14 protein-coding genes, 1 tRNA gene and 1 pseudogene are annotated in these 18,517 nt (G+C 71.8%); 6 read left to right on the forward strand and 10 right to left on the reverse strand.

Annotated features, from left to right (window positions below):
• Positions 1-184 precede the first annotated feature (184 nt).
• The 6 genes from ACZ3TS_RS26750 to ACZ3TS_RS26775 are packed head-to-tail and all read right to left on the reverse strand — an operon-like array spanning position 185 to position 8,108.
• Positions 185-862: a TetR/AcrR family transcriptional regulator gene (locus tag ACZ3TS_RS26750; RefSeq protein WP_467622571.1), complete on the reverse strand. Its 678-nt coding sequence runs from the start codon at positions 860-862 to the stop codon at positions 185-187.
• Positions 829-2,862 carry a CocE/NonD family hydrolase gene (locus ACZ3TS_RS26755; RefSeq protein WP_467622574.1) on the reverse strand — a complete coding sequence of 678 codons (2,034 nt, stop codon included), beginning with the start codon at positions 2,860-2,862 and terminating at the stop codon, positions 829-831. Before ACZ3TS_RS26755 ends, ACZ3TS_RS26750 begins: the two co-directional genes overlap by 34 nt.
• Positions 2,859-4,649, reverse strand: a complete 1,791-nt coding sequence (locus tag ACZ3TS_RS26760; RefSeq protein ID WP_467622577.1) for a dipeptide ABC transporter ATP-binding protein — start codon at positions 4,647-4,649, stop codon at positions 2,859-2,861. Before ACZ3TS_RS26760 ends, ACZ3TS_RS26755 begins: the two co-directional genes overlap by 4 nt.
• Positions 4,650-4,675: 26 nt before the next feature.
• The gene (locus ACZ3TS_RS26765) at positions 4,676-5,575 is read right to left on the reverse strand and encodes an ABC transporter permease (RefSeq protein WP_467622580.1); all 900 of its coding nucleotides are present in this window, start codon (positions 5,573-5,575) and stop codon (positions 4,676-4,678) included.
• Entirely contained in the window at positions 5,572-6,528 is a 957-nt protein-coding gene (locus tag ACZ3TS_RS26770) for an ABC transporter permease (RefSeq protein WP_467622583.1), read from the reverse strand. Before ACZ3TS_RS26770 ends, ACZ3TS_RS26765 begins: the two co-directional genes overlap by 4 nt.
• A 2-nt stretch (positions 6,529-6,530) precedes the next feature.
• A complete protein-coding gene (locus ACZ3TS_RS26775) occupies positions 6,531-8,108 on the reverse strand; it encodes an ABC transporter substrate-binding protein (protein WP_467622585.1) in 1,578 nt (525 codons plus the stop codon).
• A 187-nt stretch (positions 8,109-8,295) separates the two neighbouring features.
• Between ACZ3TS_RS26775 and ACZ3TS_RS26780 the strand changes: the two genes are divergently transcribed.
• From ACZ3TS_RS26780 to ACZ3TS_RS26795, 4 genes are all read left to right on the forward strand, one after another.
• The gene (locus ACZ3TS_RS26780; RefSeq protein ID WP_467622588.1) at positions 8,296-9,078 is read left to right on the forward strand and encodes an IclR family transcriptional regulator; all 783 of its coding nucleotides are present in this window, start codon (positions 8,296-8,298) and stop codon (positions 9,076-9,078) included.
• A 158-nt stretch (positions 9,079-9,236) separates the two neighbouring features.
• The gene (locus ACZ3TS_RS26785) at positions 9,237-11,285 is read left to right on the forward strand and encodes an oxidoreductase (RefSeq protein ID WP_467622590.1); all 2,049 of its coding nucleotides are present in this window, start codon (positions 9,237-9,239) and stop codon (positions 11,283-11,285) included.
• A gap of 46 nt (positions 11,286-11,331) precedes the next feature.
• Positions 11,332-12,567 carry an aromatic ring-hydroxylating oxygenase subunit alpha gene (locus ACZ3TS_RS26790; RefSeq protein ID WP_467622593.1) on the forward strand — a complete coding sequence of 412 codons (1,236 nt, stop codon included), beginning with the start codon at positions 11,332-11,334 and terminating at the stop codon, positions 12,565-12,567.
• Positions 12,564-13,661 carry an FAD-binding oxidoreductase gene (locus tag ACZ3TS_RS26795; RefSeq protein ID WP_467622596.1) on the forward strand — a complete coding sequence of 366 codons (1,098 nt, stop codon included), beginning with the start codon at positions 12,564-12,566 and terminating at the stop codon, positions 13,659-13,661. The genes ACZ3TS_RS26790 and ACZ3TS_RS26795 overlap by 4 nt, the downstream gene beginning before the upstream one ends.
• Before the next feature lie 164 nt (positions 13,662-13,825).
• On the opposite strand, the gene ACZ3TS_RS26800 is transcribed toward ACZ3TS_RS26795, so the two are convergent.
• Positions 13,826-14,119: a hypothetical protein gene (locus ACZ3TS_RS26800; RefSeq protein ID WP_467622600.1), complete on the reverse strand. Its 294-nt coding sequence runs from the start codon at positions 14,117-14,119 to the stop codon at positions 13,826-13,828.
• 999 nt (positions 14,120-15,118) lie between these two features.
• Between ACZ3TS_RS26800 and ACZ3TS_RS26805 the strand changes: the two genes are divergently transcribed.
• The gene (locus tag ACZ3TS_RS26805; protein ID WP_467622602.1) at positions 15,119-16,249 is read left to right on the forward strand and encodes a hypothetical protein; all 1,131 of its coding nucleotides are present in this window, start codon (positions 15,119-15,121) and stop codon (positions 16,247-16,249) included.
• Positions 16,250-16,291: 42 nt separating this feature from the next.
• Here ACZ3TS_RS26805 and ACZ3TS_RS26810 read toward each other — a convergent pair.
• The 3 genes and pseudogenes from ACZ3TS_RS26810 to ACZ3TS_RS26820 form a co-directional block, all read right to left on the reverse strand.
• A pseudogene (locus ACZ3TS_RS26810) lies at positions 16,292-16,642 on the reverse strand (PIN domain-containing protein); the annotation flags it as partial.
• A gap of 45 nt (positions 16,643-16,687) precedes the next feature.
• The gene (locus ACZ3TS_RS26815) at positions 16,688-16,906 is read right to left on the reverse strand and encodes a hypothetical protein (RefSeq protein WP_210589781.1); all 219 of its coding nucleotides are present in this window, start codon (positions 16,904-16,906) and stop codon (positions 16,688-16,690) included.
• An 889-nt stretch (positions 16,907-17,795) separates the two neighbouring features.
• Positions 17,796-17,869, reverse strand: a tRNA-Pro gene (locus ACZ3TS_RS26820).
• 99 nt (positions 17,870-17,968) lie between these two features.
• Here ACZ3TS_RS26820 and ACZ3TS_RS26825 point away from each other — a divergent pair.
• Positions 17,969-18,496 (forward strand): DUF309 domain-containing protein, encoded by a 528-nt coding sequence (locus ACZ3TS_RS26825; protein WP_467622605.1) that lies wholly within the window; start codon positions 17,969-17,971, stop codon positions 18,494-18,496.
• Positions 18,497-18,517 lie beyond the last annotated feature (21 nt).

Genomic DNA, 18,517 nt, shown 5'->3' on the forward strand with positions numbered 1-18,517 from the left:
CGAACAAGAGGCCGCCCACTACCTCGCGGCCGAACCTCCTGCGTCACTCCAGAAAGCCAGCTAACTCAGTCTCCACGAAACCCAGGGCTTGACACTTGGTGAGGTATCCGGACAGCAGGGTGCTGAAGGCGGGCTCGTCCCCTCACCCACCGCCTGCCACGGGCGACGGATCATCGATGCTTCGTCATGTTCGGGGCCGTCGACGGAGTTCCGTCTCGACGAAGTGGTTCATGTGGCGGCGGGCGTCCTGAGTGGTGAGCGGCGGGGCCTGGCGCAGCCGCTGCAGAGCCAGGCCGTCGGAGAGGGCGGCGAAGCGGACCGTGAAGCCGTCCAGGTCGTCGCAGCTGAACTCGCCGTCGGCGACGCCTCGTGCGGCCAGCGTGCGGATCTGCCGGTGCCAGCTCTCGTAGCGCCGGTCCTGACCGCGGGCGAACGCCGGATCGGGGTGGTGCTCGCCCGCGTTCCAGTACTCGAACCACATCCGCCAATGCCGGTCGGTATCCTCGGTGAACAGCGCGTCGACGAGCAGCCGCAGCCCCTCGGCACCGCTGGTCGCCCGGTCCGCGGCCTCGCTGAGGGCCGCGTAGTACCGCTCGATCTGCAGCACCATCGCCTCGGAGAGGATCTCCTGGACGCTGCCGAAGTGGTAGGTGACCGTGCCGACGGACACCCCGGCCGCGGCCGCGACGTCCCGCACACCGACCGAGGCGTAGCCCCGCTCGGCGATCAGCGGCACCGCGGCCTCGACGATGAGGCGGCGGCGCACCTCGGTGGGCTGCCGGGTGCGGTCGGCGGCGGCGACGGCGCGGCGCGGGCTCCGCTCGGCCTTCATCCCGACGTCCTCGGGGTGGTGCGGTGCCATGCGCGTTTGGCCACTGTCCCTCCGTTCGCCCGTGCTTCGAGGTGACTGTCCATCACGAACTCCGCTGCCGTGGCCCGAAGTTCCGTCCGCGCGACGATCTCCGCGTCCCAGTGCCGGCCTTCTTCCTGCTCGCCTGCTTCGCCGCGGGTCAGCCGGATCGTCCACGCGGAGACGGCCGAGGCGGACAGCGGGTCGTCGCTGCGGACACGGTAGGTCTCCCGGGCGTTCTCCTCGTAGCGCAGCCCGTCCGGGTAGGTGCGGGATCCGCCGTAGCGGGGGTCGACCTCCAGGGTCCACTCCCCCGCCGCGACGTCGTGGGTGACGAGCCGCTCGGGACGCGGCTCGGCCGGGACGTCGTACGTCACCGGGAGCGGTGGCGCCTGTTCGGGCTCCTCGAAGCGGACCGGCGGCTCCTCCCCGGCCGCCCGCACGGGCAGCAGGAGGGTGCTGTCGGCGGGCAGCAGGGTCAGTTCCCCGCGTTCGCCGTGCGGCCACACCCACGGCCAGTAGGCGTCGGAGACGGCGAGGCGGATGCGGTGGCCGGGCGGGAAGGCGTACCCGATGGCACTCAGCTCGAACTCGACGTCCTCGTACGTTCCCGGGCTCCATTCGACGGCCTTGTCCCGTCCGTGCCGGGCGAGCAGGTTCAGCACGCCCCGGGTGACGAGGGTGGACGAGCCGTCCGGGGCCACGTCGCACAGGCGGGCGATCACATGGGCGCGCGGGGTGGCGCTGTCCAGACGGAGCCGGACCTTCGGGCGGCCGAGGATCTCGACGCGTTCGGTCAGCGGTGCCGAGTCGAGGCACACCGCGCGGCCGTCCTCCTCCCGCTGGTCGGGCGGCAGATCGCTCGCGTTGCCGAAGGGGAAGAAGCGGCCGGCGTCGATGCCGGTGTGCTGCGGGGAGCGGACCAGGACGGGGGGTGTGCCGTCCGTGCCCAGCGGGCGCTCCTGCCAGGTGACCCGCGGCGAGGGCCAGACCGGGTCGCCGACCCAGCGGCCTGGCATGACGTCGTACGACGTGGCGGGCGGGACCGGGTCGTTGATCCAGGCCCGCAGCAGCGGCTCCCGCATCACCCCGGTGTCGGCGCCCTTGAGGTGCTGGTCCCACCAGCGCAGGGTCTCCTGGAGGAAGCCGATGGCGGGACCGGGGGGCAGCCCGCGGTCGGGGTACTGGTGGGACCACGGGCCGATCAGTCCTCGCACGCGGTCGTGCGGCAGGTGTTCGACCAACCGCAGCACCGCGTCGCGGTACGGGTCGTGCCAGCCGCCGACCGCGAGCACCGCCGCGTCGATCGCGCCGTAGTCCTCGCACACGCTGCCGTGCCGCCAGTAGTGGTCGCGCTGCTGGTGAGCCAGCCAGGTGTGCAGGAAGGGTTCGAGGGCGTCGAGGCGTTCACGCCACATCGGCAGCCAGCGGTCGGCGCCGACGTTCACCGGGTCCGGGGGGCGGGCGGCGAAGGCGAGCATGGTGCCGGCCCAGGCGAGCATGTCGATGCCGAGGACGGCGCCGCCGGTGTAGTGCACGTCGTTGTCGTAGCGGTCGTCGGTGGAGCAGACCGTCACGATCGCCTTGAGGGGTTCGGGGGCGAGGGCGGCGATCTGCAGGGAGTTGAAGCCGCCCCAGGAGATCCCGAACATGCCGACCTTGCCCGTGCACCAGGGCTGCGCGGCCAGCCAGTTGACGACGTCCACGCCGTCCGCGAGTTCGGTCGCGTCGTACTCGTCGCCGGGGACGCCCTCGCTGTCGCCGTGGCCGCGGATGTCGACGCGGACGGAGGCGTAGCCGTGGCCCGCGTACCAGGGGTGGCGCTGGGCGTCGCGGGGTGCGGTCCAGTCGCTCTTGCGGTACGGGAGGTATTCGAGCAGCGCCGGCACCGGGTCGTCCGCGGCGTCGGCCGGGCGCCAGACGCGTGCGTGCAGGCGGGTTCTGCCGTCCCGGGTGGGGATCCAGACGTCCTCGCGCACGACCTGGCGTTCGAACCGCTCGCGGTACTTCACGAGACTCCTTCGGTGACGGCGGTGACGGCGGTGACGGCGGTGACGGCGGTGTCGGCGGTGTCGGCGGGGCGCCAGCGGCGTACGCGGTGACCGCCGCCGTGGTCGGTCCATGTGTCGTCCGGCTGCGCCGCGTCGGTCCAGTCGGGTACGTCCTCCGCCAACGGGCGGGCGTCGGGGTCGGGTTCGAGGGCCGCCGCCATCAGCTCACGGGTGTAGGGGTGTCCGGGGTCGGCGAAGACGGCTTCGGTCGGGCCCTCCTCCACCACCACGCCGTGGCGCAGGACGAGCACACGGTCGGCGATGCCCTGTACGACAGCCAGGTCGTGGCTGATGAACAGGCAGGCCAACTGCCGTTCCCTGCGCAGGTCGTCGAGGAGTCGCAGTACCTCGGCCTGCACCGAGACGTCCAGGGCGGTGGTGATCTCGTCGGCGATCAGCACGTCCGGCTCGCCGGCCAGCGCCCGTGCGATGCCGATGCGCTGGCGCTGGCCGCCGGAGAGTTGTGCGGGCAGCCGGTCGGCGAGCGCCGGGTCGAGCCGTACGTCCCGCACGAGGTCGAGGGCGCGGGCGTGGGCCGACCGGCGGTCGGGGACGGTGCCGAAGAAGCGCAGGGGGCGGCGGATCGCGTCGCCGACCGTGCGGCGCGGGTTGAGCGAGGTGTCGGCGTTCTGGAACACCAGCTGCACCAGGCGCCGCAGCGCCGCGGGACGGCGGCGGGCGGGCCGGGCCAGATCGCCGGAGCCGTGGGTCATCGTGCCGCCCGAGGGGGCGCGCAGCCCGGCGAGGGACCAGGCGAGGGTGGACTTCCCGCTGCCCGACTCCCCCACCAGGGCGACGATCTCGCCCCGGCGGACGTCGAAGGTGACGCCGTGCACGGCGCGGGCCGACCCGTAGTCGACGGTGACGTCCTGCGCCGAGACGGCCACGGGAGCGTCCGCGTCCACCACGGCCCGCGCCCGCACCTCCCGCTCGCCGCTGTCCCCCACGAGCGCGAGCCCGTCGTCGGTCAGCCGTGGCACACTCGCCAACAGCCGCTTGGTGTACGGCTGTTCGGCCCCGGCGAAGAGCGCCCGGGTGGGCGCCGACTCCACGACCCGGCCCGAGCGCAGCACGCTCACCTGGTCGGCCATCCGGGCGACGACCCCGAGGTCGTGGCTCACCAGGACGGCGGCCAGGCCGAGTTCGTCGCGCAGGGCGGCGACGAGGTCGAGGATGCCGCGCTGGGTGACGACGTCGAGGCCGGTCGTGGGCTCGTCGAGGACGAGGACCTTGGGGCGGGCGGCGAGGGCCATGGCGATGGCGACGCGCTGCTGCTGGCCGCCGGAGAGTTCGTGCGGGTAGCGGCGCGCGAGGTCGGCGGGGCGCGGCAGCCGGACCTGCTCCAGCAGGTCGAGTACCGGGACGTCGCCGCCGGCCTCGGCGATCTGCCGGCCGACGCGCATGGACGGGGTGAGCGCGTGGCCGGCGTTCTGCGCGACCATGGCCACGGTCCCGCCGCGCAGCCGCCGCAACTCCCGGGCCGGCAGGGCGAAGACGTCGTGACCCGCCACCCGCACGACCCCGCCGTCCAGGCGCGAGCCGTGCCGCAGGTGACCGAGCAGGGTGGCGGCAACGGTCGACTTGCCGCTGCCGGACTCGCCGACGAGGGCGTGCGTGCGTCCCTCGGCGAGTTCGAAGGACACGTCGTGCACGACCGGCAGGTCACGCCCGCCCGAACGGTAGGAGACGGAAAGGGACTCGACGGAGACGACGGGGGTCGTCGGGGGCTCTCCCTGCCTCGAGGTCATCGGGGGCCCTCCCTGGGTCGAGGTCATCAGGAGCCCTCCCTGATCCGGTCCACGCCCCAGGCCTTGGACAGGCCGTCGGCCGCGAGGTTGAGCCCGACGACGAGCGTGGCCAGGGCGATGATCGGCGCGAGGCTCGCCATCGGGACGACGGTGATGGCGGTGCGGTTCTCGGCGACCATGAGCCCCCAGTCGGGGGTCGGCGGGTCGGCGCCGAAGCCGAGGAAGGACAGCGAGGAGATCAGCAGCACGACCCAGGAGGCCCGCATCGCGAACTCCACACCGACCACGTCGACGATGTTGGGCAGGATCTCCCGCCGCAGGATCGACCAGGTGCCCTCGCCGCGGGCGCGGGCCGCGGTGACGTAGTCGGCGGGCACGACGGCGAGCGCCGCGCCGCGCACCACCCGTACGACCTGGGGCACGAACACGACGGCGACGGCGCAGACGATGACCGCGGAACCGGTGCCCAGAGCGGTCACGACGACGAGGAGCGCGAGGATGGCCGGCACCGAGAGCACCGCGTCGAGCACCCGGCCCAGGACGTCGTCGAACCAGCCGCCGCGCAGGGCCGCCGCGCAGCCGATCACCGTGCCGAGGGCGACCGCCAGGACGGTGGAGACGACGGACACGCCGAGTGCGTACCGGCCGCCGTAGAGCACCCGGGCCAGGACGTCCCGGCCGTACTGGTCGGTGCCCGCCCAGTGCTCCCGGCTCGGTCCGAGGAGTACGTGCGAGGGGTCGTTGGCCACGGGGTCGTACGAGGTGAGCAGCGGGGCGAGCAGGGCGAGCAGCACGTGGAGCCCGACGACGGCGAGGCCGACGAGCGCGGTGCGTGAGGAGCGTAGGGTGCGCCAGGCCCGGGCGGTGCGGGCCCGGACGTCCGCGGCCGCGGGTGTGGCGGGCGGGACGGTGTCGAGGGTGGTCATCGGGTCCTCCCGCGCGTACGGAGCTTGGGGTTGAGGGCCATGGCGCCGAGGTCGGCGGCGAGGTTGCAGACGACGTAGACGACCGCGCTGATCAGCGCGACGGCCTGGACCACGGGCAGGTCGCGGTTCTGCACGGAGGTGAGCATCAGCTTGCCGATGCCCGGGTAGTTGAAGACGTTCTCGACGACGGCGACGCCGCCGACGAGCCAGGCCACGTTCAGGGCGATCACGTGCAGGGTGGGCAGCAGGGCGCTGGGCAGTGCGTGGCGGGTGACGACGCGCCATGTGGACAGGCCCTTGAGCCGGGCCGTGGTGACGTACTCGCCGGCCATCACGTCGATGACCGACGTACGGGCCATGCGGACGATGTAGGCGGCCATGACGACCGCCAGCGCGAGCGCGGGCAGCCAGACGGCGGGCAGCAGCTGACCGACGCTCGCGTCGGGGCCGTACAGGACGACGGCGGGGAACCACGGCAGCGCGACCGAGAAGCACAGCACCAGCACGGTGGCGACCACGAACTCGGGGACGCTCATGCCGACGAGGCTGACGGTGGAGATCAGGTGGTCGGCCCAGCGGTCGCGGTACAGGCCGGCGAGGATGCCCAGCACCAGCGAGCCGGTCACCGCGAACAGGATGGTGACGACGGCGATGAGGGCGGAGTTGGCGAGGTACTGCGCCACCTCGCCGCCCACGGGCTTCCCGGAGACCAGCGAGGTGCCGAAGTCCCCGTGCAGGGCGCCCTTGATCCAGTCGGCGTAGCGTTCCCAGGCGGGTTGGTCGAGTCCCAGCTGCTTCCGCAGGGCGGCCACGGCATCGGGCGTGGCGTCCTTGCCCAGGATCTGGGTGGCCACGTCGCCGGGCAGGGCCTGGAGGGCCAGGAAGACGAGCACGGACGACAGGAACAGGGTGCCGATGGCCGCCGCGACGCGGCGGGCGACGAACACGAGCATGCTCAGGCTCCCTTCAGGCCGATGCCGAGGTAGTCGAACTCGAAGCCGTGCTCGGCGTATCCGCGGACCTTGCGGGAGAGCCCGACGAGCCGGTCGGCGAACATGGGTGTCATCGCCCCGCCCTTCTCGATCACCAGGTTCTGTGCCTGGCCGTAGAGCTCGCGGCGCCGCGTGGCGTCGGTCTCGGCGCGGGCGCGGTCGAGGACGGCGTCGAAGTCCTTGTCGGACCACGCGGTCTCGTTGTACGAGGAGCCGCTGCGGAAGATCTGGGTGAAGAGCTGGTCGACGGGCCGGCCCGTGTACCAGTAGGTCGCCATCAGCGGTTTCTTCATCCAGATCTGCGTGTAGTACGAGTCCGCGGCGGCCGTCTTGACCCGGATGCGGATGCCCGCCCGCTTGGCGGACTCCTGGTAGGCGAGAGCCATGGGGGTGAGCAGCGGGTCGTAGGCGGAGGTGTAGAGGTCGACGGCCAGCCCCTCCTGCCCCGCCTGCTTCAGCAGGTGACGGGCCTGGTCGGGGTCGTGCGCGGGGTGCCCGGAGATGTGCAGTGGGTCGTCGGGCGGCACCGGGTTGTCCCAGCCGGGGGTGCCGGCGCCCTGGAGGGCGACCTTCACCACGTGCTCGGGGTCGTAGGCGAGCTTCATCGCCTGCCGCACGCGTACGTCGGTGAAGGGTTTGTCGGTGGTGAGCATCGGCAGCACGTACCACTGGGCGTTCTTCACCCGGGCGACGGTGGCGCGGTCCGAGGCGGCGACCACGCGGGCCGTCGCGAAGTCGAGGTTGGTCTGCGAGAGCAGGTCGACCTGGCCCGCCAGCAGGGCGTTGGCGCGGGCCGACATGTCGGCCACGGAGTAGAAGGAGACGGCGTCGAGCACGGGACGCCCGGCCCAGTGGTCCGCGTACGCGGTGACGCGGCCGGGGCCGGCGGGCGCGAAGGACTCCAGTCTGAAGGGGCCGGTGCCGATGCCGGTACGGCCGACCGACTTCGCGCTGCCGTCCGGGACGACGTAGCAGTTGTAGTGCGTGAGGAGGCTGGGGAACTCGGCGTTCGGGGACTTGAGCGGGACGACGAGCGTGTGGGCGTCCGGGGTGCGCAGGGTCTTGGGGTCGACGAGCGGGGCGAGGACGGCCGCCTGCGGGGACGCGGTCGCCTTGTCGAGGATGTGACGCAGGGTGTAGGCGGCGTCGGCGGAGGTGAAGGCGCGGCCGTCGTGGAAGGTGACGCCCTTGCGGAGGCGGAAGGTCCAGGTGCGGGCCTTGGGGTCCGTCTCCCAGGACTCGGCGAGATCGGGGGCGAGTTCGCCGTCGCTGCCGACGCGGACCAGGCGGTTGTAGAGGGCGCCGAGGTATTCGTACGCCGACAGGGAGCTCGCGGGGTCGAGGGTCTCGGCGTCCGACGCGGGCGGGCGGGCGATCCGCAGGGTGCCGCCGCGGTCCGGTTCGCCCTGGGGCGCCGACACGGGCAGGACGGCGGTCGAGGACGCCGTGCCCGAGCATCCGGACAGCAGCCAGGACGCACCGAGACCGGCGGCACCGGCGGCGAGGAACGACCGCCGTCCTGGGTGGTGGGTGTCGGTCATGGGCCGACCGTCCTTCTCGCTATTCGTTCAGTGGAACGATTGAGTGGAGTGCGTGAACGATAGCCATACGGCGGTTTCCCGCCAAGCCTCGGGCGCGGAAATTAACCGCGGAAACGGATCCGTAACCGGCCCGGCGGGGGCGCCGGGCCCCCGGGAGGGCGGCCGTCCGGCTGGCTATCCTTGCGCCATGACCGGCAACGGGAGGCCTCGCGACACCTCGGTGCAGTCCGTCGACCGCGCGGTGTCGATCCTCCAGTCGCTGTCCCGGCACGGCCCGTCCGGCGTCACCGAGATCGCCGAGGCGCTGGGCCTGCACAAGGCGACGGTCTTCCGGCTCCTCGCCACGCTGGAGTCGCGCGGCCTCGTCGAGCAGGACGCCGAGCGCGGCCGCTACCGCCTGGGCTTCGGCATGGTCGAACTGGCCGCGGGCGCCGGCCGGCAGAGCGACCTGTCGCTGCTGAGCAGGCCGGTCTGCCGGGAACTGGCCGCCGCCGTCGGCGAGACGGTGAACCTCGCGATCCACGATGGCATCGAAGTGATCACCATCGACCAGGAGATCGGCGGCGCGACCATCGCCAGCATCGACTGGGTCGGCAAGCGCAGCCCCCTGCACGCCACCGCCGCGGGCAAGGTCTTCCTGGCGTACCTGCCCGAGAAGGAGACCGACGAGGTGCTGGGGCGGGGGCTCGCGCAGTACACCCCGCACACGATCGTCGAACCGGCGCGCCTGAAGGAGCAGTTGCGGACGGTCCGCGAGCGCGGGTACGCCACCACGTCGGAGGAACACGAGATCGGGCTGGCCGCCGTCGCCGCGCCGGTCCGTTCCCCGGACGGCCGGGTCGTCGCTGCCGTCGCCGTCTCCGGTCCGGCCTTCCGCGTCAACGACGACACCGTGCCGGCCCTCGCGGAGCGGGTGCGGGAGGCGGGCGCCCGGATCTCCTGGCGCCAGGGCCACCGCAAGCACGGCTGACCGACGACACCTGGACCAGCCCTTGACGGCCGCGGGCCGACGCCCTCACCATTTGTCTCGCATCGCGAGTCTGTTTCGCAATGCGATACGCCGTCGCTGCCGCGCAGCCACCGACGCTCTGACGCGGCCGTCGGCCCCCCGCTTCCCGAGGAGTGGTCATGCCCTCCCAGAGTGTCGATCCCCTGCTCCAGCCCTTCCGCCTCAAGCACCTCACCCTGCGCAACAGGGTGGTCAGCACCTCCCACGAGCCGGCCTTCGGCGAGGACGGTCTGCCCAAGGACCGCTACCGCGCCTACCACGTCGAGAAGGCACGCGGCGGCGTCGGCCTGACCATGATCGGCGGCTCCGCCGTGGTCTCGCCGGACAGCCCGCCCGCCTTCGGCAACCTGCTGCTGTACCGGGACGACATCGTGCCGTGGCTGCGCCGGCTGGCCGACGAGGTGCACGACGCCGGAGCGGCGGTCATGTGCCAGGTCACCCACCTGGGCCGCCGTACGAGCAACTACTCCGGCGACTGGCTGCCGGTGCTCTCCGCGTCCCCGCTGCGCGAGCCCGCGCACAGGGCGTTCCCCAAGGCCGCCGAGGCCTGGGACCTCGACCGCGTCACGGCCGACTACGTCGCCGCGGCACAGCGCTGCCGGGAGGCCGGCCTCGACGGTATCGAGCTGGAGGCCTATGGCCACTTGCTGGACAGCTTCCTCTCCCCCACGACCAACCACCGCGACGACGCCCTCGGCGGCAGCCTGGACCGGCGCATGTCCTTCCCGCGACGGGTGATCCGGGCGGTACGGGAGGCGGTCGGCCCGGACTTCGTGGTCGGGATCCGGCTGATGCTGGACGAGGACCGCCCGGGGGGACTGACCTTCGACGACGCCCTGGTGGCCGCGCAGCGTTTCACCGACGACGGCATCGACTTCGTCAGCACCATCCGCGGCTCCATCGAGAGCGATGCCTCCCTGGTACGCACGATCCCGCCGATCGGCACCCCGCTGGGCCCCTTCCTGGAGTTCACCGGCGAGGTCCGGCGCCGGCTGCGGGTGCCCGTGATGCACGCGGCCCGGATCGCCGATCCCGCCACCGCGCGGTACGCCCTGCGCGAGGGGCTGCTCGACCTGGTCGGCATGACCCGCGCCCAGATCGCCGATCCCCATCTGGTCGCCAAGATCGCAGGTGGCCGTGAGGACCGCATCCGCCCCTGTGTCGGGTCGAGTTACTGCCTGGACGCGATCTACGACTCGGGCGACACCAAGTGCGTCCACAACCCGGCGACCGGCCGGGAGCTCCAGTTGCCCCACACCGTACCGGCCGCCACCGGCCGCCGGAGGAAAGCGGTCGTCGTCGGCGCCGGACCGGCCGGCCTGGAAGCCGCCCGGGTGCTCGGCGAACGCGGCCACGACGTCGTGCTGTTCGAGGCCGGCGACCTCCCCGGCGGGCAGATCCGGCTCGCCGCATCCAACCCGCGCCGCCGCGATCTGCTCGGCATCGTCGACTGGCGGGTCGCCGAGTGCAAGCACCACGGCGTCGACCTCCGCTTCGGCAGGTACGCCGAGTCCCGCGACGTGCTCGCCGAACACCCCGACCTCGTCGTCCTCGCCACCGGCGGCATGCCCGACCGGTCCTTCCTCGACGAGGGCGAGGACCTGGTCGCCGACACCTGGGACGTGCTCACCGGCTCACTGCGCCCACGGGGCGAGGTACTGGTCTACGACGACCACGGCGGTTACCCCGCACTCGACGCCGTAGAAGTTCTCGCCCCGTCCGGCGCCCGCCTGCACTTCGTGACACCGGAACGCACCCTCGCCCCCGACGTCGGCAGCATGAACTCCCCCGCCTACCTCAAGGTCTTCGCGGAACACGGCGTGACCACCACCCTCGCCCGCCGGCTGCGCACCGTACGCCGCAGCACGGAAGGCCGCCTGGCCGCCACCCTCCACAGCGACTACACCGGCACCGACACCGAACTGACCGTCGACCACGTGATCGTGGAACACGGCACCCTGCCCGCGGACGAGCTGTACCGCGAACTGCTGCCCGGATCCAGCAATCTCGGCGAGATCGACCACCGCGCCCTGCTGGACCACCGGGAGCAGACGGTGGTCCGCAACGACGCCGGACGCTACCGGCTGTTCCGCGTCGGCGACGCGGTCACCAGCCGCAACATCCACGCCGCCGTCTACGACGCGCTGCGCCTGTGCCTGCCGGTCTGACCCTCACCAACCCTCTGGAGACACCGAGTTGAGCACATTCGCCCCCGTGACGGACCCGGCCGGCCTCGTGGCCCGCCGTCCCGTCGGCCGAAGCCTGGAAGCCCCCTTCTACACGAGCCGGGAATTCTTCGACCTCGACATCGAGGCGGTCTTCGCCCGACACTGGCTGTTCGTCGCCGCGGAGGCCGAACTCCCCGAGCCCGGGGACTACGTGACCGTGACCCTCGGGCCGTACTCGGTCGTCGTTGTCCGGGACGACGACGAAGAGGTACGCGCCTTCCACAACGTCTGCCGCCACCGCGGTGCCCGCATACTCAACGACGAGCGCGGCTCGGTGGGCAACATCGTCTGCGGCTACCACCGCTGGACCTACGGCGTGGACGGCCGCCTGCTGCACGCGGAGTCACAACCGGCCGACTTCGACCCGTCCTGCTTCGGGCTGCGGAATGTGCACGCCCGCACGGTCGCCGGCCTGGTCTTCATCTGCCTCGCCGGGGAACCGCCCGCCGACTTCGACGAGGTGGCCGCCCGCATCGAGCCGTACATCCTGCCGCACGGCCTGCGCCGGGCGAAGGTAGCCACCCAGATCGACCTGGTGGAGAACGGCAACTGGAAGCTCACCATGGAGAACAACCGGGAGTGCTATCACTGCGGCGGCCACCCCGAGCTGCAGTGCTCTCTCTTCCCCGTGTACGGCTACGCCGAGCGGGACGTGCCGCCGGTGCTGCGGCCGGCGTACGAACGCTATCTGCAGGCCGACGCCGAGTCCCGCAGAACGTACGAGTCACTGGGGCTGCCGTACGAGGCGATCGAGGAACTGGACACCCGCACCACCGGCTTCCGCATCCAGCGCGAACCGCTGGACGGCGCGGGCGAATCCTTCACCGAGGACGGTAGGGCTGCCTGCAAGCGCCTGCTGGCCGACTTCCGCACGCCCCGCCTGGGCCGCCTCTCGATGCACCTGCAGCCCAACGCCTGGTTCCACTTCCTCTCCGACCACGCGATCACCTTCTCCGTGATCCCGCTCGCACCGGACCGCACCCTGGTCCGCACCACCTGGCTGGTGCACCCCGACGCGATCGAAGGGGTCGACTACGACCTCGACAGCCTGACGCGGGTGTGGACGGCCACCAACGACCAGGACGCGCTCCTCGTCGCCCGCGCCCAGCAGGGCATCGGCAGCCCCGCCTACCAGCCCGGCCCCTACGGCCCGACCGAGTACCAGGTCGAGGCGTTCGTCAACTGGTACGCAACCCGGCTGAAGGCGCACCTGGCACGATGACCGACACGCTCCCGGCCTGGGCCGGAACCCGTTCCTGGACCGACGAGGACACCGGCGGCGACACCGGCGGCCTGCTGGTCTGCAAGCAGGTCCACGCCCTGACCCCCGACGTCAGGACCTTCGTCCTCCAGCCCCCGCAGCCCCGCCTCTTCCACCACGACCCCGGGCAGTTCCTCACCGTCGGCGTCGACATCGACGGCCGGACCGTCGAGCGGTGTTACACCATCTCCTCGCCGCCGACCCGCCCCCACTCCGTCGCGATCACCGTGAAGAGGGTGCCGGGCGGCCTGGTGTCCAACTGGCTGCACGACCGTCTGCGGCCCGGAGACACGGTGCGGGCCAGGGGGCCGCTCGGGGATTTCACCCTCGCCCGGCACCCCGCGCCGAAGTACCTGTTCCTGTCCGGCGGCAGTGGCGCGACACCGGTGATGGCCATGACGAGGGCCCTGTACGACCTGGCGCACCCGGCCGACGTGGTGTTCGTCCACAGCGCCCGCACTCCTGCCGACATCCTCTTCCGCCGGGAACTGGACCTCATCGCCGCCACCGCCCCCACCGTCCGGGTGGTGCACGTCTGCGAGGAGGACGGCCCGACCGAGCCCTGGGGTGGCCACCGCGGCCGGCTGACCCTCGACATGCTCCGGCAGATCGCCCCCGACTTCCGGCAGCGGGAGATCTTCACCTGCGGCCCGACCGGCTACATGGCCGCCGTGCGCCACCTGCTCGCGACGGCCGGGGTCGACATGGACCGTTACCACGACGAGAGCTTCACCCTCGACACGCCGCCGGCCGCCGAAGCCGTCGCCGGCACCAGCGAAACCGCCCAAGGACGCGTCTTCACCGTCGAGTTCACCCGTAGCCGACGGACCCTCACCTGCGACGCGGACACCTCCCTCCTCGCGGCCGCCTCCCGGGCCGGCCTGAGCCTGCCCGCCTCCTGCGCCCAGGGAATGTGCGGCACCTGCAAGACCACCCTGCTGGCCGGATCCGTCGACATGCGGCACAACGGAGGCATCCGGCCGCGCGAGATCGCCCAGAACAAGATCCTGCTCTGCTGCTCCCGACCTCGGGAGAACCTCGTCGTCGACGCCTGACCGTCCGGCGACGGCTCAACCGAGCAATCGCCCACGTCTCGGCATGCTCCGAGCCGGCAGCCGCCCAGCCGTCGCGCGGCCCCGGTTTGCCGCGGATCGGCGTCGTTCCCTGCCTCCGCCCACGCCGCGGGCTGCACAGCAGATCGACCGTAAGAGCGCCCGGGTCAGTGGCCGGTCGGCAGCGTCGGCCGGTAGCCCCGATCGGCGAGCCAGGCCCGGGCCCGGCCGTACTGCCGTTCCGCGGAGAACAGCCAGTACCGCTGCAGCTGCGCCGGTGAGGTGGCCGGCATGTCCTTGAAGCGGCGGAACGCTCCTGGGCCCTGGATCGCGATGCCGAGGTAGTGGGCGAGGTCCTCGCCGTCGAGGGTGGTGATGAAGTCCTCCATGTCGCGGTAGGCGTCGCGTGATCCCTCGCGTGGAGCCACCGCTCGGTGCCGTCCGGTTCGTCCTCGTCCCATGACTCATCGGTGTCCGCGAGGGCGAGTCGGCACTCGCCGGTGTCCAGGTGGATGCGGCCACCGCCCCAGGCCGGATCGCCTTCGAGTAGACCGGAGAGTTCCTCCAGGTCGACCGGCAGCGGCCGCAGCACGCGGTCGGCATCGCCGCCCGCAGTGTCGAGTTGCCGGGCGAGGATCTCGTCGCCGGGCCAGCCCCGTTCGCGCAGGGTGGTGGTGCATGCGGTCGCTGTCTCCTGGGCGCCGGGCACAGCTCGGGAAACGGCTGCGGTGAGTTCGTCCCCGCACCAGCACGCTGGCGGGGTCATGCGTACGCAGCAGGGCGAGCAGGGACGGGCCGTTGGCGGTGTGGCAGGCGGCGCGGAGTGCCTTCAGCGCGTGGTCGGTCCATGCCTCGGTCATGCCCGCGAGGCTACTAACCCAAGTTCTCGGCTGTGCCGACCAAGGGACCCCCCATGGCGCCCTGCGAGAGCCATCATCTCCGGTGCGACGATGCGCTGGTGAGCACGGCAGACAAGTCTCCTTCCAGGCGTCGGCCGCCGACCTTCGGCCCGGAGCCGTGGCCTCATCTGGCGCCGTCGGGCGAGTGGTCGTACTGGGACGCCCTCGATACTCGCCTGACGCGAGAGAGGTCGAGCGGGGTGATACGCGGGGCGGATCTGGCGCCGTTGTGGAGTCATCTGCTGGATCTACGGAAGCGTCTTGCGGCGGACGGGCTCGATGCGGCCGAGCCGGCCCGAGGCGCGGCGCGTGATCCGAAGGTCGTCGCCCGAGCGCGTGCCAGGGTGTAGAAGCAGGCGCTGGAGGGGCGGGCGAATACGGCGCCGATGCGCCGGACTCATGGCCCGCCCGGTCCACACCGCCGCCATGGTCCACGCCTCCCCAAAATCGCTCGCCTCGGCTCACCCTAGGGCGTTTGAGTATGACGTCCCGTCAGCTCCCGCCGCCTTGCCCGCCATCCGTCCGAGCCCACCCACCCTCGGCGGCGATAGGGTCCGCCGTGTGAGCGAGTACCAGTACTACGAGTTCCAGGCCCTCGACCGGCCGCTCAGCCGCGAGGAACAGGACCAGTTGCGGGCCGTCTCCAGCCGGGCCCGGATCACCGCCACCAGCTTCACCAACACCTACAACTGGGGTGGCCTCAGCGGAAACCCACGCCGCATGGTCGAGCGCTACTTCGACGCCCACCTGTACGTCACCAACTGGGGCACCCACCGTCTGATGCTTCGCCTTCCCAGGCAAGCCCTGGCCCTGCCCACGGTGAAGCCGTACTGCCTCGACCACCACGTCGACGCCTGGACAACCCGCACCCACCTCCTGCTCGACCTCACCAGCGAGGACGAAAGCGGCGACTGGATCGAGGGCGCCGACGACTCACTGGCCGCCCTCATCGGCGTACGCGACGAACTCGCCACCGGCGACCTGCGCCCCCTCTACCTCGCCTGGCTCTCCGCGCTCGCCGCCTGGGAACTCGAAGACGACGAAGAAGAGGAATACCAGACCTGCCCCGAACCACCCGTCCCGGCCGGCCTCGGCGAACTGACCGCCCCGCAGCACGCGCTCGCGGACTTCCTCCGCGTGGACGCCGATCTACTCACGGCCGCGGCCCAGGACAGCCCACCGAGCCCTGGGAAGTCGGCCAAACCCATGAAGAAGGAACTCGCGCCACTGATCGCCGCTTTACCGCAGCAGGAGAAAGACGACCTGCTCCTGCGGCTCGCCCTCGGCCCCGAACCGCAACTGCGCTCCGAACTCCTGCACCGCCTGCGCGGCACCACCGCCCCCACTGCGATCCCCCGGCGCCGGTCCGCCGCCCACCTCCTGGACACCGCCCACACCCTGCGCACCCAACGCCGACAGCACGCCGAACACGAACGAGCCGAAGCCCGCGCCCGGCACCTGACCGCCCTAGCACGCGAGGCCGAGTCCGCCTGGCAGCGGATCGAGGCGCACATCGCCACCAAGAAGATCACCGCCTACGACCAGGCCGTCGCCCTCCTCGCGGAACTGCGCGACGCCTACGCGCACACCGGACGGGACACCGACTTCCACCAGCGCCTGATCCGCCTGCGCGAGGACTACCAGCGCCGCCCCGGCCTCATCCACCGCCTCGACCGCCACAGTCTCCGGTAACGCCCCCACTGCCACGGGGCCGAGGAAGCCGGGCAGAGCTCCTCAGGGAACCAGCGTGAACGCAGCAACGTGCTCGGGCACGAGCGCCCGGAAATGCCGGTGGTCGAGCGTCGCGACATCCGTCAGCTTCAGCCGCTCCGCCACAGCGACCACTGAAGCATCCGCGACGCCCAGCGGAAAGCCACGGTAGCGGTGCATCAGCTCGGCGATCCGGGCCATGTCCCGATCATCGGGAAACACCTGCACCAGATCACCGCCGACCACGGACTCCACCAGGTTGACCTCGGCCTCGGCGCCCAGATACTTCCCGACCAGATAACGGCATTCGGTCAGCACATACGGAGTGACCAGCAGGTCGCCGTCGTAGGACTCCAGCAGCTCGGCGCACCGCTCGTGATCGGGTCGTTGCGGTTGAGGAAGGCGACAAGCGGTCCGGTGTCAACGATCAGCATCGTCCTCGCCGATCTCCGCTCGCGCGATGTCCTTCGCCCGGGCGCCGAGATCGGTCGCCGGGCCGTCGAAGCTCCGTAGTATCCGGAACCGACTCGGCGCGGGTTTCACCAGACGCAGAGCGTGACGACGCAGCTCCTCCGCCTGCTCGGGCTCCAGGCGATCGATGAGCTCGTGCAGTTCTCTGTAGTCGTACGCCGAGGTCATGGCCGCTTCCTCTCCACCGCACTGTACGTCCACGCTAGCGGTGGCGTCCCGAGCCCGTGACCATGTCAGCACGGCTCCAGGTTGATCGTCCGGGTCGGGTTCCGCCGAGAGCCCTGCCCCGTCCGCGGCATCCGGGGTCGCGTCTGCCTCGCGCTCCGCGGCACCGCTTGCGGCGTCTCGCTCCCCTGAACCGTCGCTCTCGTCTTCCTCAGCCGGCTCCCCTCCCCGAACATGGGCAAAAAACACGCCTGCGCGAGCCCGGCCACGTGGAGAGGCAACGGCGGAGACAGGGCGCCGGGTAGTCCAGTGCCTGACGCAGATAGCCCCTGGCGGCGAGCCCGTCGAGGCAGGAGAAACCGGCTGGGATCCGACGCGTTCCGTCGTGTTGTAGAAGTGGGTTTGCGTCGACTCGCCAACCAATCTCGCCAGGCCACGGCCCACTCCGACGAAGTCGCTACCCTCGTTCCGCAATCACCCGACTACCGAAGGTCACCGCCCTCTTCTCCCCCAGGGAAGCCGTTGAGGCGGCCATTCAATGTGGCCGAGTCGCGCTCTCTCTCTGAGAGCGGTTTCTTGCTCTCCTGGTTGGACGAACACCGGCGGGCGGGGGCGCCGCGCCGCAGGTCGGCCAGGGGGATGGTGAGGCGTGGGTACGTCATCGCGGCGGCCGGGACCTGGTGGTCGCACAGGCTTGGCGGGTTGAGGTTCCCCCGCTGCGCGGGAGTGACTGACTAGCAGGTCAGGGCAGGTTGACGTGGTTTCAGGTTCACTTGTTCGACCGCTGAACGACCGGCGAGCGTCCCCCCGCTTGCCATCACGCCGCCATCACGTGTCACACGAACGCATCCAGCGGGTCTGCCGTTGTCGGCAAACCCGCTGGTGAACACCGTCGGGACGACAGGATTTGAACCTGCGACCCCTTGACCCCCAGTCAAGTGCGCTACCAAGCTGCGCCACGTCCCGATGCGCTTCCCGCGGTGGCCCGCGTGATCGCGCGGACAAGACCTTACCCCACGGCAGGGACTGCCCCTGGAGAGGCGGGAGGCGCGGGACAATCGGGGTATGAGCGACGCATCGGGAGTTCGGGCGGGGCAGGGGCGCGACCGGGACGCGGAAGGCCGGGCCCGCAACGCGCGGCCGCGGGACGGTCTTGGGCGGCCCCTGCCGTACGGTGCACAGGGCGTGGCGCGCCAGCCGGAGGGGGTCGTACGCACCCCGGAGGACAGCGTCGCGGAGGCGCAGACCCTGCTGGACGCCGGGAGGCCGTTCCATGCGCACGAGGTCTTCGAGGACGCCTGGAAGACGGGGCCCGACGAGGAGCGCGCCCTGTGGCGCGGGCTCGCACAGCTGGCGGTCGGACTCACGCACGCGGCCCGAGGCAACGCGACGGGCGGGGCCCGGCTGCTGCGGCGCGGCGCCGGGGCCGTCGAGGAGTGGGCGGCGGCCGAGGCGGGACGGGACCGGCCGTACGGCATGGAGTTGACGGAACTGATCGCCTGGGCAAGGGAGTTGGCCGGGGTGGTCGAGCGGGGGGCGGCCAGGGTCGACGCAGGGGCGTGGGCTCCCCGGCTGCGTGGGAAGCAGCCGTAGGGGGGCCGCGGCAGGGGCGGG

The organism is Streptomyces sp. NPDC022910, from assembly GCF_055561075.1.

Bases quoted from the DNA above. Each gene is read 5' to 3' on its own strand.
- ACZ3TS_RS26825 (WP_467622605.1), top strand. From the start codon at position 17,969: ATGAGCGACGCATCGGGAGTTCGGGCGGGGCAGGGGCGCGACCGGGAC.
- ACZ3TS_RS26800 (WP_467622600.1), bottom strand. From the start codon at position 14,119: ATGGGACGAGGACGAACCGGACGGCACCGAGCGGTGGCTCCACGCGAG.
- ACZ3TS_RS26785 (WP_467622590.1), top strand. From the start codon at position 9,237: ATGCCCTCCCAGAGTGTCGATCCCCTGCTCCAGCCCTTCCGCCTCAAG.
- ACZ3TS_RS26760 (WP_467622577.1), bottom strand. From the start codon at position 4,649: ATGACCTCGAGGCAGGGAGAGCCCCCGACGACCCCCGTCGTCTCCGTC.
- ACZ3TS_RS26750 (WP_467622571.1), bottom strand. From the start codon at position 862: ATGGCACCGCACCACCCCGAGGACGTCGGGATGAAGGCCGAGCGGAGC.
- ACZ3TS_RS26765 (WP_467622580.1), bottom strand. From the start codon at position 5,575: ATGACCACCCTCGACACCGTCCCGCCCGCCACACCCGCGGCCGCGGAC.
- ACZ3TS_RS26795 (WP_467622596.1), top strand. From the start codon at position 12,564: ATGACCGACACGCTCCCGGCCTGGGCCGGAACCCGTTCCTGGACCGAC.
- ACZ3TS_RS26775 (WP_467622585.1), bottom strand. From the start codon at position 8,108: ATGACCGACACCCACCACCCAGGACGGCGGTCGTTCCTCGCCGCCGGT.
- ACZ3TS_RS26770 (WP_467622583.1), bottom strand. From the start codon at position 6,528: ATGCTCGTGTTCGTCGCCCGCCGCGTCGCGGCGGCCATCGGCACCCTG.
- ACZ3TS_RS26815 (WP_210589781.1), bottom strand. From the start codon at position 16,906: ATGACCTCGGCGTACGACTACAGAGAACTGCACGAGCTCATCGATCGC.
- ACZ3TS_RS26780 (WP_467622588.1), top strand. From the start codon at position 8,296: ATGACCGGCAACGGGAGGCCTCGCGACACCTCGGTGCAGTCCGTCGAC.